Source organism: Pedobacter polaris (assembly GCF_005116505.1).
GTDB classification, from domain to species: Bacteria; Bacteroidota; Bacteroidia; order Sphingobacteriales; family Sphingobacteriaceae; genus Pedobacter; species Pedobacter polaris.
The window spans coordinates 342,543-357,771 of record NZ_SWBR01000004.1 but is presented as its reverse complement, the minus strand read 5'-3'; the positions used below and the strand labels follow the sequence as shown (position 1 = coordinate 357,771).

General features: G+C 35.3%; 12 protein-coding genes. All 12 read right to left on the bottom strand.

What is annotated here, in order from left to right:
* Nucleotides 1–163: 163 nt before the first annotated feature.
* Nucleotides 164–1,483 carry a tRNA (N(6)-L-threonylcarbamoyladenosine(37)-C(2))-methylthiotransferase MtaB gene (gene mtaB / locus FA048_RS16230; RefSeq protein WP_136843048.1) on the bottom strand — a complete coding sequence of 440 codons (1,320 nt, stop codon included), beginning with the start codon at nucleotides 1,481–1,483 and terminating at the stop codon, nucleotides 164–166.
* 95 nt (nucleotides 1,484–1,578) lie between these two features.
* On the bottom strand, nucleotides 1,579–2,148 hold the full coding sequence (locus FA048_RS16225; RefSeq protein ID WP_136843046.1) for a UbiX family flavin prenyltransferase: 570 nt from the start codon (nucleotides 2,146–2,148) through the stop codon (nucleotides 1,579–1,581).
* 266 nt (nucleotides 2,149–2,414) lie between these two features.
* Nucleotides 2,415–4,040: an NADP-dependent glyceraldehyde-3-phosphate dehydrogenase gene (locus tag FA048_RS16220; protein WP_136843044.1), complete on the bottom strand. Its 1,626-nt coding sequence runs from the start codon at nucleotides 4,038–4,040 to the stop codon at nucleotides 2,415–2,417.
* A 3-nt stretch (nucleotides 4,041–4,043) separates the two neighbouring features.
* Complete coding sequence (locus FA048_RS16215) at nucleotides 4,044–5,618, bottom strand: MFS transporter (RefSeq protein WP_136843041.1); 1,575 nt, start codon at nucleotides 5,616–5,618, stop codon at nucleotides 4,044–4,046.
* A 75-nt stretch (nucleotides 5,619–5,693) separates the two neighbouring features.
* Complete coding sequence (locus FA048_RS16210) at nucleotides 5,694–6,359, bottom strand: bifunctional 4-hydroxy-2-oxoglutarate aldolase/2-dehydro-3-deoxy-phosphogluconate aldolase (protein ID WP_136843039.1); 666 nt, start codon at nucleotides 6,357–6,359, stop codon at nucleotides 5,694–5,696.
* Nucleotides 6,352–7,368 carry a sugar kinase gene (locus tag FA048_RS16205; RefSeq protein WP_136843037.1) on the bottom strand — a complete coding sequence of 339 codons (1,017 nt, stop codon included), beginning with the start codon at nucleotides 7,366–7,368 and terminating at the stop codon, nucleotides 6,352–6,354. The genes FA048_RS16210 and FA048_RS16205 overlap by 8 nt, the downstream gene beginning before the upstream one ends.
* Nucleotides 7,369–7,370: 2 nt before the next feature.
* A complete protein-coding gene (gene uxaC / locus FA048_RS16200; RefSeq protein ID WP_136843035.1) occupies nucleotides 7,371–8,771 on the bottom strand; it encodes a glucuronate isomerase in 1,401 nt (466 codons plus the stop codon).
* A gap of 142 nt (nucleotides 8,772–8,913) precedes the next feature.
* Nucleotides 8,914–9,729, bottom strand: a complete 816-nt coding sequence (locus FA048_RS16195; RefSeq protein WP_136843033.1) for an SDR family oxidoreductase — start codon at nucleotides 9,727–9,729, stop codon at nucleotides 8,914–8,916.
* A gap of 57 nt (nucleotides 9,730–9,786) precedes the next feature.
* Nucleotides 9,787–10,617, bottom strand: a complete 831-nt coding sequence (gene kduI, locus FA048_RS16190; RefSeq protein WP_136843031.1) for a 5-dehydro-4-deoxy-D-glucuronate isomerase — start codon at nucleotides 10,615–10,617, stop codon at nucleotides 9,787–9,789.
* 171 nt (nucleotides 10,618–10,788) lie between these two features.
* Entirely contained in the window at nucleotides 10,789–12,432 is a 1,644-nt protein-coding gene (locus tag FA048_RS16185) for a UxaA family hydrolase (RefSeq protein WP_136843029.1), read from the bottom strand.
* 33 nt (nucleotides 12,433–12,465) lie between these two features.
* Nucleotides 12,466–13,971 carry a tagaturonate reductase gene (locus FA048_RS16180; RefSeq protein WP_136843027.1) on the bottom strand — a complete coding sequence of 502 codons (1,506 nt, stop codon included), beginning with the start codon at nucleotides 13,969–13,971 and terminating at the stop codon, nucleotides 12,466–12,468.
* 213 nt (nucleotides 13,972–14,184) lie between these two features.
* On the bottom strand, nucleotides 14,185–15,222 hold the full coding sequence (gene pelA, locus FA048_RS16175; RefSeq protein WP_136843026.1) for a pectate lyase: 1,038 nt from the start codon (nucleotides 15,220–15,222) through the stop codon (nucleotides 14,185–14,187).
* Nucleotides 15,223–15,229 lie beyond the last annotated feature (7 nt).

Sequence of the window (15,229 nt, the reverse complement as noted above, 5' to 3'; positions counted from 1 at the left end):
GTCAGGCTTTAAAAGAAAATATCTTTCGGACTTCCCGGCTAACAGCTTTCGGACTTTCTTATCGCCATTCGCCATACAAAAAATGAGCTAGCAGAAGAAACATACTATTTTCTTTTGTCTGAATTTTTCATAAGGTATTTTTATGAAGATGGTATTTATAGATTTAATGCACTAAAACTTCTTGGATTTCGGCAACTTCTACTTCGCCGTCTGCCAATAATTCTACAAGTTTTACATTTTTAAGTTCATTAACCATAACAGGATCATACTTGGCCTTAACTTTCACATAGTTTTTTGTAAATCCATGCATAAAGCCATTTTTCTGATCGTCTTCAAAAAGCACTTGTGCTGTGGCACCAATTTGAGATTGGTAAAAAGCTCTTCTTTTTTTATCAGAAAGAATATGCAACATTTTATTTCTATCAAAGCGAGTACTTCCTGTAACTTTACCTTTCATTATTGCTGCTTCAGTTTGCTCACGCTCAGAATAAGTAAATACATGCAAATAAGAAATTTCCAATTCGTTTAGGAATTGATAAGTATCTAAAAAATCATCATGCGTTTCTCCAGGAAAACCAACAATTACATCAACTCCAATACAGCAATTTGGCATTACTGCTTTAATTTTCGCCACACGCTCTGTATATAATTCACGTTGGTAGCGTCTTTTCATCAATCCTAAAATCTTATTAGAACCAGATTGTAAAGGGATATGGAAATGTGGAACAAATCGTTTTGACGTGGCTACAAATTCAATAATTTCATTGCTTAACAGGTTTGGTTCGATAGAAGAAATACGAATACGTTCAATTCCTTCAACTTCATCAAGTGCTTTAACTAGATCGAAGAATTTATCTTCTCTTTGTCCCTCTCTAATGCCAAAATCACCAAGATTTACGCCTGTTAATACAATTTCTTTTACGCCACTTGCAGCTATTTGCGTAGCACGATTAACCACATTTTCAATGGTGTCACTTCTACTTCCACCACGTGCCAAAGGAATTGTGCAGTAAGTGCAAGGGTAATCGCAACCATCCTGAACCTTTAAAAAGGTACGGGTTCTATCTCCAATAGAGTAAGCTGCAATGAAATTATGGTTTACTTTCTCTATATTTTGTTGATGAACAACAGCTTTAGGATTTTTAGTTAAATCTGAAATAAACTCAACAATCCTGAATTTTTCAGCAGCGCCCAATACCATATCAACCCCTTCAATTTCTGCTATTTCTGTTGGTTTTAGTTGTGCATAACAGCCAACAATAGTAACATAAGCATTAGGAGAATACTTTAAGGCTTCTTTAACTACTTTGCGGCATTTTTTATCTGCATGTTCTGTTACAGAGCAAGTATTAATAACATATACATCTGCACCATCAGTAAATTCAACTACTGCATAACCTGCATCGGTAAATAAACGACCAATTGTTGAGGTTTCTGAGAAATTTAGCTTACAACCAAGTGTATAAAATGCAACTTTTTTCATTGAGGTTGCAAAGATAATAAAATTAGTTATGAGTTAAGGGTTATGAGTTGCGAGCTTCGAGAAATGACAAATGAACGATTGAACCAATGAACAACTTATTCTTCATTCCATCTATAGCTTTCAGATTCTAAACCAGCTAAATCTATTACACGACTAACCACGGTTTGTGCTACTTCTTCAATGGTTTTTGGAATACTATAAAATGATGGGTTTGCAGGACAGATAATTCCTCCGGCTTCTGTAACTGCTTTCATATTATTGATATGAATTAAGCTAAATGGTGTATCTCTCACTACTGCAATTAATTTTCTTCTTTCTTTTAGAATTACATCTGCTGCACGAGAAATTAAATCATTTGATATGCCATGAGCGATACGACCTAATGTACCCATAGAGCAGGGAATGATGATCATGGTATCGTACTTTGCAGAACCTGATGCAAATGGGGCATTGAAATCCATTTTTTGATAAAAAGTAAAAGGATAATTATCATATTCTTCGTTGCCCAATTCAAAACGCCATACTTCTTTGGCATTATCAGACATTACTACACCTACTTTTTCAATCTGCGAAGAAAGGTTCAATAGAGTATCTAGCAGAACCTTAGCATAAATAGCACCACTTGCGCCTGTAATAGAAACAATAATTTTTTTCTTTTTTACCATAATAACAAACAAATATACGATAGTTAATGCATATTGGATGATAGAGATATAGCCTTTAAAGGCATTTAAATGGCTAAAAAACAAAAAAGGGCCTGGAACAAGTTCCAGACCCTACATCTACCTATGAAAAACATACCCCCGAAAGGGTAAGCTCAAATGTAACTAATTTTATAAACAAACAAAAGTTTAAACATTCTTTTTTTTAATATAGTGTAATTGTGACACAATATAATTTTAAATATGAGCTAGAAACTCATCCTGTCGTTCTAAAACAAATACTTTGTACTTAAAAAATTAGAGCTATTGCTATCAATTATTTCGTTAAGTAAGTGCTTATTGTTTTCATTTAATTTTGTTGCAACTAATGAGCGAATAGAGAAGGAACGCAAGGCATCAACAACGGATAAAGTACCTTCTGCACTATCTTTTCTACCTGTGAACGGGAAAACATCTGGTCCACGTTGACACTGGCAATTGATGTTTACACGGCTAACCTGATTTACCAATGGATCAATCAAAGCGGCAACTTCTTGGTTATCATTGCTAAAAATACTTACTTGCTGCCCATGTGTTGAATCAATTAAATATTGAATTGTTTCTTCTAAATCATCAAAAGGAACTACTGGCACAACGGGTCCAAATTGTTCTTCTGTATATAATTTCATTTGGGCATTAACTGGATAAACAACCGCTGGATATACAAAAGATTCATTGGTAGCACCACCATTTTCATTCATTATCTTCGCTCCTTTTGAAATTGCATCATCAATACATTCTTTCAAATATGCAGGCTTATGAGGTTCTGGGAGAGGGGTTAAAGAAACGCCATCAACCCAAGGCATACCAAATTTTAGTTTGTTAACAGATTCGGAAAGTTGTTTCAAAAATTCATCTGCTAAGCTACGGTGTACAAAAATGATTTTTAGTGCAGTACATCTTTGTCCGTTAAATGATAGTGAACCTAATACGGTTTCTTGTACAGCTAATTTCAAATCTGCCTTTGAAGTTATAATAGCTGCATTTTTAGCATCTAAACCTAAAATGGCACGTAAACGATTAACCTTAGGGTGCATTTTCTTCAATTCATTGGCAACTTTACTTGATCCAATTAATGTAAGCACATTAATCTTTCCAGATTCCATTAGCCCGGGAATAATTTTATTGCCGCGACCATAAATCGTGTTAACCACACCTTTAGGGAAACTGTTCTTAAATGCTTCTAATAAAGGATAGAACAATAATGTACCATGTTTTGGTGGTTTAAATAAAATGGTATTGCCCATTATTAAAGCTGGGATTAAAGTAGTAAAAGTCTCATTTAATGGATAATTAAATGGCCCCATACACAAAACAACACCTAAAGGAGAGCGGCGAACTTGAGCTACAATTCCCTGCTCCATTGTGAAACCAGAAGACTGACGGTCTAAATCTTTCAATGCATCAATAGTAGCTTGGATATATTCTATCGTACGATCAAACTCTTTAGTAGAATCGGCAAAGGTTTTACCAATTTCCCACATGATCAATTTAACTACTTCCTGCTTCTTTTCAATAATTGCATGGGTAAACTTCTCTACACACTCAATTCTCTTAGCCACGCTCATTGTTGGCCATTCTCCCCTACCATTATTGTAGGCAGCTACAGCAGCATCAAGCGCAGCGGTTGCTTCTTTTGCATCGCAAAGCGGATAAGTACCGATGATCTTTCGTTCTAAGCCCTTATCAGTTTTGATACAAATTGGTGATAAAACTGTATGCACATCACCACTCCAAGGCAACATTTCTCCGTTGGATAAATATTCGCGTTGGTTAACTTCTGCTGCCAATTTAAAGGCAGTAGGAATCTGCTCTTCTGTTAAAAAGAGTTCATTTAATTCATCTTGAAAACTCATAATTTATAGATCAGTAATCTTTTTATATTTTGGAACCAATAACTTCATCACAGACCAAGCAATTAAATAGGCGACAGCACAAAATGCGAACATAATTGTGTAAGCAACCGTCATATTTGATTGGACCAATGGTTTTTGAATTTCTAGCAATTGAGTAAACATATTTGCATCTATGGCTTTTAATTTATCGGCCACTTCAACTGGTAACTTACTCAATGCCATTATGTTTAAATTTACCTTATCACCGTACTTACTAGCTAAATCCATTGAGGTAATTTGATTGATAAAACTACTGTTTCCTAATTCATTGAATTTTGCAAAGGATTCTGAAATCCCTTTGTTCGCATAATTATCGAAAATCCATCCACCAACTTTAGTAACCAAAACACCACCTATACCACCGGCCATGCCACCAATACCTACCACAGAACCAATTGCTCTTTTAGGGAACATATCTGAAACCGTTGTAAAGATATTTGCAGACCAGGCTTGGTGAGCAGATGCTCCAACGCCTATTAAAACTACAGGAATCCAGAATGAGTAATGACCTAAAGGCTGAGCCAACAATACTACTAGTGGGAACAGTGCAATTAAAAACATAGCTTTCATTCTACCATCATAAACAGCATAACCTTTGTCTGCGAAGTATTTAGGCAACCAGCCTCCACCAATACTTCCTATCATTGTCATACTATACAATACCGTTAATGGAAGCATAATATCTGAACCAGTCATACCGTATTGGTCTTTTAAGTAACCTGGTAACCAGAATAAGAAAAACCACCAAACACCATCAGTCATAAACTTACCAAAAGTAAAAGCCCAAGTTTGTCTATAGCTTAATAGTTTAAACCATGATACTTTATCAACATTTGCTTTATCGGCAACCTCATCTTCATCACTATTAATGTAAGCCAATTCTGCAGCAGATAATCTCTTTTGTTTTTCTGGAGATTCATAGAAAAACAACCAAAAGAATAACCATAAAAAACCAATCGCTCCAACTAATTCAAATGCCCTTTCCCAACCCCAGTGTTCTGCAATCCAAGGAACGGTTATTGGTGCTAAAATAGCCCCTACGTTAGCACCAGAATTAAATATACCAGTTGCAAATGAACGCTCCTTTTTTGGATGATACTCTGCTGTAGCCTTTATAGCGGCAGGAAAATTTCCAGATTCACCAATTGCCAAAACTGCTCTTGAGAACATAAAACCTAAAATAGACACGGGTAATGCTGCGATACCAAAAGTTGTTAAAACTGAAGCTATTCCTGTACCAATTGAAATAGAATAAGCATGTATAATAGCACCTATAGACCATATAACAATAGCAATTCCGTAGCCCCATTTAGTGCCCAATTTATCTACAAAACGTCCTGCAAACAGCATTGATATGGCATAGGTAAATTGAAAAATGGCTGCAATGTCAGCGTAGTCACTGTTAGACCAGCCAAATTGCTCTTCTAAAGTGGGTTTCAGCAAACTAAGTACTTGCCTATCAAGATAGTTTACTGTAGTTGCAAAAAACAAAAGGGCGCATATTGTCCATCTGTAATTGCCAATTTTAGTTTGGTTCATAATTTTAAGTTTAACCCCATATTCCTTGATAGGAATTTTGGTTCATTTTAATATTTGGTTGATTTGTGTTCTAGTTTAAGGTTTTACTTTATTAATGATTTCAAATGCTTTCGTGGTTAGCGAATACAATTCATCATAAGCTTTATTTTCTAATATTTTTTTACTTACTAATTTACTTCCCATTCCAACTGCACAAACGCCAGCTTTAAACCAGTTATCAATGTTAGTTTCATCAATCTCTACTCCGCCTGTTGGCACAAATAACTGACCTTGAAAGAGTTCTTTTATTGAGGACAGATATTCAGGCCCTAAAATATTGGCTGGGAATAATTTAATGATTCCTGCACCCATTTGATGAGCAACATTTATTTCTGTTGGTGTCATGCAACCTGGAATCCATAATAAGCCGGCTTCATGGGTTAATTTCCCAACTTCTAAATCTACAACTGGGCAAACAATAAAATCAGCACCAGCTGTTAAAAAATCGTTTAATTCTGTGGTGTTTTTAATTGTCCCAATTCCCAAAAACAAATCTTGCATTTCAGTTTTTAAGGCTTCTTTTAGGAACTTAAAGTTTGTTAGTGCAGCTTTACCTCTATTTGTATATTCGAAAACACGAACCCCTCCTTTGTATAAAGCACGAACGATCTCTAAACTTACTTGTGGATCTTCATAATAAAAAAGGGGCAACATTCCCTGATTTTTGATTGCCGCTATTGTAGTTTCCTTATTCTTAGTCATTTTCTGCTAGTGTTTTTTTAACGTCTGCGACTGTTGCTGTTGTACAATCACTTGGTATATATAATTTATTGTAAGCTGCTGCCGTAGCAAAATTTAAAGTTTCTAATGAACCATTACCTTGATAAAATCCATAAATTAAACCCGCCATAAAACAATCGCCACTACCTACTTTATCTAAAATCTTTTCTGAAACATATTCCTTTGAAACTAATAGTTCATTATTAGTATAAAGTGCGGTATAATATTTTATTCCTTGTTTGTAGTCAAAGCGGAAAGTATTTGCCACCCATTTACATTTAGGATATTTTTTAACAATTGCTTCAGATGTATTTTTTGCTTGCTCAAGATAAGTGTCTTTGTCACTTGTTTCGTGTATAAATTCTGGCAAACTAATGCTTAACATCTTCTCTGCTGCCCAAATATTACCCATAATTAAATCGCAATATTGCGCTAATTGAGGTATAATATCTGATGATTGTTTACCATATTGCCATAATTTGGCACGGAAATTTAAATCGATTGAAATTGTAATTCCTTTTGCACTAGCAGCTTTTACTGCTTCCAAGCAAACATCAGCAGCTGCCTGATTTAATGCAGGGCAAATTGCACTAAAGTGAAACCAAGTTACCCCATCTAATACTTTATCCCAATCTATAGTGCCAGTTTGTAGCATTGCAAAAGCAGAATTTGCTCTATCGTAAATTACACCGGCATTTTTTAAGTCTTTTCCTTTCGGCAAGTAATATAAACCTATCCTATCTCCTCCATGATGAATTTTAGAAGTGTCAATTTTACAATCATCCATATAAGTGATGATTTGTTCTGACATAAAATTCTCTGGTAAAGCAGTAAAATAAGCTGAAGGAATATCCCACAATGCCAATGCTGTTGCTACATTTAATTCTGCACCACCAATATAAAACGGCAATTTATTTTCCGCTAACCATTCTCCATCCCCATCCGGACAAATACGTAATAAAAGCTCCCCAAAACTTAAAACCTTACCCATAATTAGAAATTAAAATAGGTTTTAGCATTGTTATAACAGATGTTCTGGATTACTTTTCCTAACCATTCTTTATCGTAAGGTAATTCCCCATTTTCTACATCTGTACCAAATAAATCACATAAAATTCGTCTAAAATATTCGTGGCGAGGGTAAGATAAGAAACTTCTAGAATCTGTTAACATACCTACAAATTGGCTCAATAAACCTAAGTTAGATAAGGCGTTAATTTGATTGATCATTCCTTGTTTTTGATCTAAAAACCACCATCCAGAGCCCCATTGCACTTTTCCAGCAACGGTTCCATCTTGGTAATTGCCAATCATAGTCGCCATTAATTCGTTATCTGCTGGATTTAAATTATATAAAATGGTTTTTGCTAATTTATTATTCAGATCTAACTTATTTAAAAACTTAGATAAGGACTTACCTTGAGGAAAATCTCCAATCGAATCAAATCCAGTATCTGGACCTAAAGATGCTAATAAACGATCGTTGTTATTGCGAATTGCACCTAAGTGAAATTGTTGCACCCAGCCCTTTTCGTGATCCCATAAAGCAAAAGTGAAAAGCATAGCTGATTTGAATTTCAAGTTCTCTTCTAAGCTAATCGCTTCTTTTTTTCTAATCTTTAGGAAAATATCCCTTACTTCTGATTCTGTATAATCTTCAGCATACACTTGCTCTAAACCATGATCAGAAACTGATGCACCATTTGCCGCAAAATAATCATGACGAGCTTTTAAAGCTGATAAATAAGAATCGTAATCTGCAATTGTTGTACCTGATAGGGTTGCTAATTTGTCGATATAAACATTTAAGCCTTCCACATCGTCTGCATTCATTGCTTTGTCTGGTCTAAACGCAGGCAAAACAACTACTTCAGCATTACTAGATGCAATTTGTTGATGATATTCCAAATTATCTAAAGGATCATCTGTTGTACATAAAGTTTTAACGTTCATTTTACGCAATAAACCCTGTACACTATATTCTTTGGTTTGTAATTTAGCATTACATTCATCATATATTTTTTTCGCATTGGCCAAAGATAAAACTTCGTAAATGTCGAAATAACGTTGCAATTCCAAATGTGTCCAATGATAAAGTGGATTTCTTAATGTATACGGAACTGTTTCTGCCCATTTCTCGAATTTTTCCCAGTCACTTGCAGCACCAGTGATGTAATATTCATCAACACCGTTTGCACGCATCGCTCTCCACTTGTAATGATCACCATAGAGCCAAACCTGGGTAATATTATCAAAGTTTTTGTCTTGCGCAATTTGATCTGGCATTAAATGATTGTGGTAATCAATTACCGGCATTTGTTTTGCAAACTCGTGATACAACGTTTTCGCTGTTTCTGTTTGCAATAAAAAGTTCTCGTCTAAAAAGTTTTTCACTTGGCGATAATATTTTAAAGTTATGTTCTTTGTTCTAGTTTTAATCCTGTATCAATTCCAGATTAGCAGATTGTTTTTTTTGTTAATGGTTGATGGTTAATAGACCATAGCCATTGACTATCGGCTATTGACCATCAACTTATTATACTCCACTAAAAATCGAGAAGCCCCCATCTACACAAATCATTGCTCCTGTTACAAATTGTGAGGCATCACTCAATAACCAAACTAAGGCGCCTTTTAATTCATCTGGATCACCGAAACGTTTAAAAGGAGTTTGTTTAATTACCGATTGGCCTCGAGGTGTAAATCCACCATCTGGCGTTGTTAATAAATTTCTGTTCTGCTCAGTTAAGAAAAAACCTGGTGCTAAAGCATTCATTCTGATTTTATCCCCATAACGATTGGCTAATTCTACCGCGAACCATTGCGTATAACAATCTACCGCAGCTTTACCCATATTATAACCTAATACTTTGGTTACTGCTTTTTTAGAGTTCATTGAAGAAATATTTACAATACTCCCTTTTCCAGTCGCTGCAATTGCTTCGCCAAAAATTTGGGTTGGAATTAGCGTTCCCCATAAATTCAAATCAAGCACCTTTTTCATGCCATCCATTTTCATTTTGAAAATACTTTCTTCTGGTTGTAAAACCCCATCTGGCATGTTACCACCAGCAGCATTAACTAAACCATCAATTTTGCCAAAAGCAGCTATTATTTTTTCTCTTGCAGCAATTAATTGCTCTTCATCCATTGCATCTGCAATTAAGGCAATGGCTTTTCCACCGTTTTTATTAATTGCATCTGCTCTTTCATTAGCTATTTCAGCATTTCTACCTAAAATACCAACAGCTCCCCCAGCTTCTACAATTGCATTTACAAATGAATTACCTAAAATTCCCGTTCCGCCAGTTACTACGATTACTTTACCTTCTAAAGAAAATGATTGTTCCATTATTTTTGATTAAGGATTAAGGAGCAAGGAATAAAGACCAAGTCACCTAATCTTTTTTTATTTAAGTTCTTTTACTCCAAATGTATCCATATCAGCATAGTCAAGATTTTCACCTGCCATACCCCAAATAAAACTATAATTTTTTGTTCCGCTACCCGCGTGAATGCTCCAAGTTGGAGATAAAACTGCTTCGTGGTTAGCTACAATGATGTGACGAGTTTCTTGTGGTTCGCCCATATAATGGAAAACTCTGTGTTCTTCATCAACATCAAAATAGAAATAAACTTCCATTCTACGATCATGTGTATGAGGTGGAATGGTATTCCAAACACTACCAGTAGAAAGAATGGTTAACCCCATTACCAATTGGCAACTTTGAATACCATCTTTATGGATGTAACGCATAATTTTGCGCTCATTAGCCGTTTCAACACTTCCTAGTTGAGCAGAAAAAGCATCTGCATTTTGCAAATAAGTAGTTGGATATGTTGCGTGAGCCGGAGCAGATAAAATATAAAACACTGCAGGTTCATTGGCATTTTTACTACTGAACTTTACATCTTTTACACCTTTACCTATATATAAACAATCTAGCTTTGCTAAATCGTATGTTGTACCATCAGCTACAATAGTTCCTGCACCACCAACATTAATTACGCCCATCTCTCTTCTTTCTAAGAAAAATTCAGCACGCAAAATATCATAAGTACCTAAGGGCACAACTTCTGTAGTTGGCGTAATTAAGCCAGTAACCATTCTATCATAATGAGCATAAACAAAATTAGCTTTGTTCTTCTCTTTCAATCCGTCTAACAAAAACCTTTCTCTGATTTTTTCAGTTCCATAGGTTTTAAAATCTTCTGAGTGTACGTGTTGTATAATTTTCATTACTTTTTATTGCTTTTTATTGGTTATGAAGCTTGCTGCGCAGGTTTCATTGGTTGTTATTTTATATTATTCGTCTTTTCGAACCGATAATTCATCGGGAGAAATCTCTTTGGTTCTGTGCATTGTCAAACCAGATATCTCCTCGCTGCGTTCGATATGACGGTTTGTTTTTTATAAAGATACCCCTCTTTTCCAAGGAATAAAATCATCTTGATTTAGTAAAACTGATTTAGGAATAACTTCTCCGCTTGCAACTTTAATACAATATTCTAAAATATCTTCGCCCATTTCTTCAATGGTTTTTTCACCTTCAATTACCGGTCCTGTATTGATATCGATGATATCTCCCATTCTTTGGGTTAGTGCGTTGTTAGTAGAAACTTTTATTACCGGACTAATCGGATTTCCTGTCGGAGTTCCTAAACCAGTTGTAAATAAAATTAATGTTGCTCCACTCGCTGCTTTGCCAGTTGTAGCTTCTACATCATTGCCAGGTGTACAAACTAAATTTAAGCCATGTTTAGTAGCTGGTTCAGTATAATCTAAAACATCCTCAATAGGTGATGTTCCTCCTTTTTTCGCTGCTCCATTACTTTTTATTGCATCAGTAATTAAACCATCTTTAATATTACCTGGAGATGGATTCATGTGGAAACCAGAACCAGCATTTTCTGCAGCTTGGCTATAAGCACCCATTAAGCTGATAAATTTTCGTGCTGCAGCTTCATCTTTAGTACGGTCAATTATATTTTGCTCAGCCCCACACAACTCTGGGAATTCGGCCAATAAAACTGTAGCACCTAATGCGACTAACAGATCTGAGCAATAACCAACAGCTGGATTAGCAGAAATACCACTAAAACCATCGCTACCACCACATTTAACACCCACATTCATTTTACTTAATGGAGCTGGTGTACGTTCAATTTTATTTGCCTCAATTAAACCTTCAAAGGTCTTTTTAATGGCCAAAGCAATCATACTTTCTTCACTCTGCGATTGTTGTTGTTCGAAAATGAAGAGTGGTTTATCGAAATTTGGATTTCTATCCTTTAAATCCTTTGTAAAATCCTGAACTTGTAAGTTTTGGCACCCTAAGCTTAATACTGTTACTCCAGCAACATTTGGATGATCTGCGTAGGCAGCTAAAAGTTTGCTTAAAACTGCCGCATCTTGTCTAATTCCGCCACACCCACCTTGATGGTTTAAAAACTTAATCCCATCAATGTTTTTAAATGGTCTTTTGTTTCTAATGCCTTCAAAAGAAAGAGGAGCTTCTAAAGTTGAAATATCAACTCCGTTTTGAAAAGCCTCTACTAACTGATGGGTATAAGACTTATATTTTGCCGTTACTGCATAACCTAACTCATTGTGCAATGCTTCACGAATAACATCCAGATTACGATTTTCACAGAAAACAGTAGGAATAAATAACCAATAATTAGCTGTCCCAACTTTACCATCCGAGCGGTGGTAACCATTAAACGTTCTGCCTTCAAATTTCGAAACATCAGGAGCTTCCCAACTGTAATGATATGGACGATACTCGTATGGAGCAGCAGCGTGTTTTAAATTATCAGTATTCATTACAGAGCCAGCCCTTAAGGTAAATTGCACTTTACCAACTAAGGTACCATACATACTTACTTCATCACCAGCATTCATATTGGTCATATAAAACTTATGCTTTGCATCGATATCATCAACTAGCGTATAATCAACTCCTTGATAAGTTACGGTTTGACCAGCTTTTAAATCGGTTAAAGCGACAAGCACATTATCTTGTGGATGAACTTTTAGAACCTGTTGTTTCATAGTTTATCTTTCTTTTTGAAAGGATTAAGTTAGTTAAATTACTTTAGAAGTATTCAACTCCACTAAAGCCTCTGCAATGCCATTTTGAGCAATTGCCTCATATTTTTCATTTACAGCTTGAGTAAAACCAGGCAGTAAATTCAAGTCTACTTTCCAGAAATCAGCATCTCCTAATACAGCTGATGGATAGTTCGCACTATTTGAAGATAATATATCGTTGAAATAACCCGCACTATCATCTGTAATTAAATAATCGATACCATTGTATGAGCCATAATATTTGCCATCTTTTTCACTCACAACTTTCATGAAAGTTAAATAAGCAGCGAAACCAAAGGCAATGTGTTCTGGAATACTATTGAAAATTTTATAGTGATTGGTCAACAAAGGCAAAATGCGGATCTTCATTTTCATGGTGTACTGAAAAGTGATATTGAGCCATAAATGCGCTATAGATGGATTTGCAAAGCGATCTTTAACCGTACTCGCAAAAGCAGTTGTTTGTGCTTCTGTTACTTGATAGGGTATGGCTGGTGCAATTTCAGTAGCCATTACCGTGTCGATATAATTTTTAATTTGCTCATTAGTCATTGCATTTTTAACCAAGTCTATACCTGATAAAAATGCAATTCCAGAAGTTAACGTATGTGTTCCATTAAGCAAGCGCACTTTTAATTCTCTGTAGATTTCGATGTCTTGGGCAATAACTACGCCTTCATCAACTTTAGCAAACGTTAAAACTTCCGCTACTTTTTCATCACCCTCAATGGCCCATAAGCTATATGGCTCACTCATTGACAATAAATTATCTGTATAACCCAACTCATCTTGCAATTTAGCAAGTGTTGCAGCCTCAGGTTTGCCCGGCACAATTCGATCTACCAAAGAATTACAGAATTTATTTTCTTCTTGTAACCATAAAATAAATTCTGCCTCTAGTTTATTATATTTTGCTAATTCTAAAACGATAGCGCCCAATTTTTTTCCATTATCAGGAATTAACTCTGTTGCTATAATTACCAATCCGCTAGCTGTTGCGCCTAAAGTTTTAAACCTTTTGTATAAAACAGCCAATACTTTAGCTGGAAAAGAAACTGGAGGATTTTGATCAATACTTTCGCTAACCAATTGAATACCAACTTCAGTAGTATTAGACACAATGATTTTTAAATCTGGGGATTGAGCAATTTCTAATATGGCATTCCAATCTTCATTTGCAGAAATTACTCTACTAATAGCCGAAGAAATAATATTTTGTGATACTGGTTGTCCATTGGCAATGCCTCGGATGCAAAGCGTATATAAACTATCTTGCTCGTCAAATTCTGCTGTGGCTCCACTAGTTGATTTCACAACTACCACCCTACCATTAAACACACCTTCGCGGTTTGCTTTATCGATAAAATAATCTGGAAGACCGCGAAGTAAAACACCCGTTCCAAACTGTAACACTTTTTCTGGAAGTTCAAAAGCGCTGTCTTGTGGCACAATCACATTTCCCTTATTGATAAGGTTTAGATTTGCTTTAGATAAAATCATTTTTTTATATACTGCTTTTCAATTAAAAATTTCGTTGGTAAAAAGACAATAGTATCCCCTACCAACATTTGGTTAAAACAATTATACCTAAATTTCACTGGTAAAAACCCGATTTAAGCGCAAATATTTGCGCAATCGTTCCCGAATTCAGTTAGCAGTTTTTAGCTGACAGTTGGCAACTTGCCGCTTTGAAAATTGAAAACTTGAAACTGATTACTGATTAGTCTTTTGCCACTTCGGATAATCTTTGGCAATTAGATTTAATGGCCATACTCCGTACCAACCATAACCATTTCTTCTTTCGAAACTAATATCGGCAACATTGCTTTTAATTGAATTATCTCTATCTCCAAAAATAGGTTTACTTGTATTAAAATCATAGAACCTTGCCCATATAGTTGAAGCAGGATCAGCGATTAAACCCATATCTTTGCCATCTGGAAACTTAGCGAACTTATAACCAGAAATTTTGGTAGTTTCAAACCAAGCAACTGCACTTGAAATTGAATTTTTAACGGCTATAGAAGGATTTTTTAAACGCATTAAGAACTTAACTATACCAACTGATTCTGAGGTGCTAAAAGAAGCTGGTTCAAAACTTCTTGCCTTTGCAGGTTTCAGTGTATTTTGATCGTATTGTGCGGCCCAAATGGTAAGTTTATCATTTTGTACTATTTGAGTTTTTAAGATGCAATCTGTACCCCTTTTAAGTGCATCCTCGGCTTTGCTGATGTAAGCTTTATTAACAACATCGAAATCATTGGTTTGTGTTACAATGTTGAGCATAATATTCATCACATTAATCATTGCATCATCGTTATACGTAATTTCTGCTCTGTAACTACTCTGATCAGGATAGTATTGGGGCCAACCTCCATTTACATACTGTGCTTTAAAAAGATAGTCTAGGCCTTTTTCAGCAGCCTCCAAATACTTTTTATTATTGGTTGTTTTATAAGCTTTAACTAAAGCACTAACTTCTCTTGTAGTGGCTTTGTTGTCTATTGTTGCATGTTTATAGGTGGTTGCTTTTATTTTCGCAAGCAATGCTTCATCCAAAGGCATTTCATATTTAACCACAAAACCTCCATCTAACTGTTTTGGCCACGCACCATTACTTAACTGGTAAACCAACATTTTTTCTGCTAATTCATCAGTTTTTGGAGCAGTTTGAGCTGCGTTTTGAGCAGATGCACAAGCGTAAAAACTCAGGCAAATTAACAATAGAAATAATTTAGTTATGTTTTTCATGTATATT

What these genes read in the sequence shown, in the direction of transcription:
- FA048_RS16220 (WP_136843044.1), bottom strand. Translation starts at nt 4,040, where the DNA reads ATGAGTTTTCAAGATGAATTAAATGAACTCTTTTTAACAGAAGAGCAG.
- kduI (WP_136843031.1), bottom strand. Translation starts at nt 10,617, where the DNA reads ATGAAAATTATACAACACGTACACTCAGAAGATTTTAAAACCTATGGA.
- pelA (WP_136843026.1), bottom strand. Translation starts at nt 15,222, where the DNA reads ATGAAAAACATAACTAAATTATTTCTATTGTTAATTTGCCTGAGTTTT.
- FA048_RS16210 (WP_136843039.1), bottom strand. Translation starts at nt 6,359, where the DNA reads ATGACTAAGAATAAGGAAACTACAATAGCGGCAATCAAAAATCAGGGA.
- mtaB (WP_136843048.1), bottom strand. Translation starts at nt 1,483, where the DNA reads ATGAAAAAAGTTGCATTTTATACACTTGGTTGTAAGCTAAATTTCTCA.
- FA048_RS16195 (WP_136843033.1), bottom strand. Translation starts at nt 9,729, where the DNA reads ATGGAACAATCATTTTCTTTAGAAGGTAAAGTAATCGTAGTAACTGGC.
- FA048_RS16185 (WP_136843029.1), bottom strand. Translation starts at nt 12,432, where the DNA reads ATGAAACAACAGGTTCTAAAAGTTCATCCACAAGATAATGTGCTTGTC.
- FA048_RS16180 (WP_136843027.1), bottom strand. Translation starts at nt 13,971, where the DNA reads ATGATTTTATCTAAAGCAAATCTAAACCTTATCAATAAGGGAAATGTG.
- FA048_RS16205 (WP_136843037.1), bottom strand. Translation starts at nt 7,368, where the DNA reads ATGGGTAAGGTTTTAAGTTTTGGGGAGCTTTTATTACGTATTTGTCCG.
- FA048_RS16215 (WP_136843041.1), bottom strand. Translation starts at nt 5,618, where the DNA reads ATGAACCAAACTAAAATTGGCAATTACAGATGGACAATATGCGCCCTT.
- FA048_RS16225 (WP_136843046.1), bottom strand. Translation starts at nt 2,148, where the DNA reads ATGGTAAAAAAGAAAAAAATTATTGTTTCTATTACAGGCGCAAGTGGT.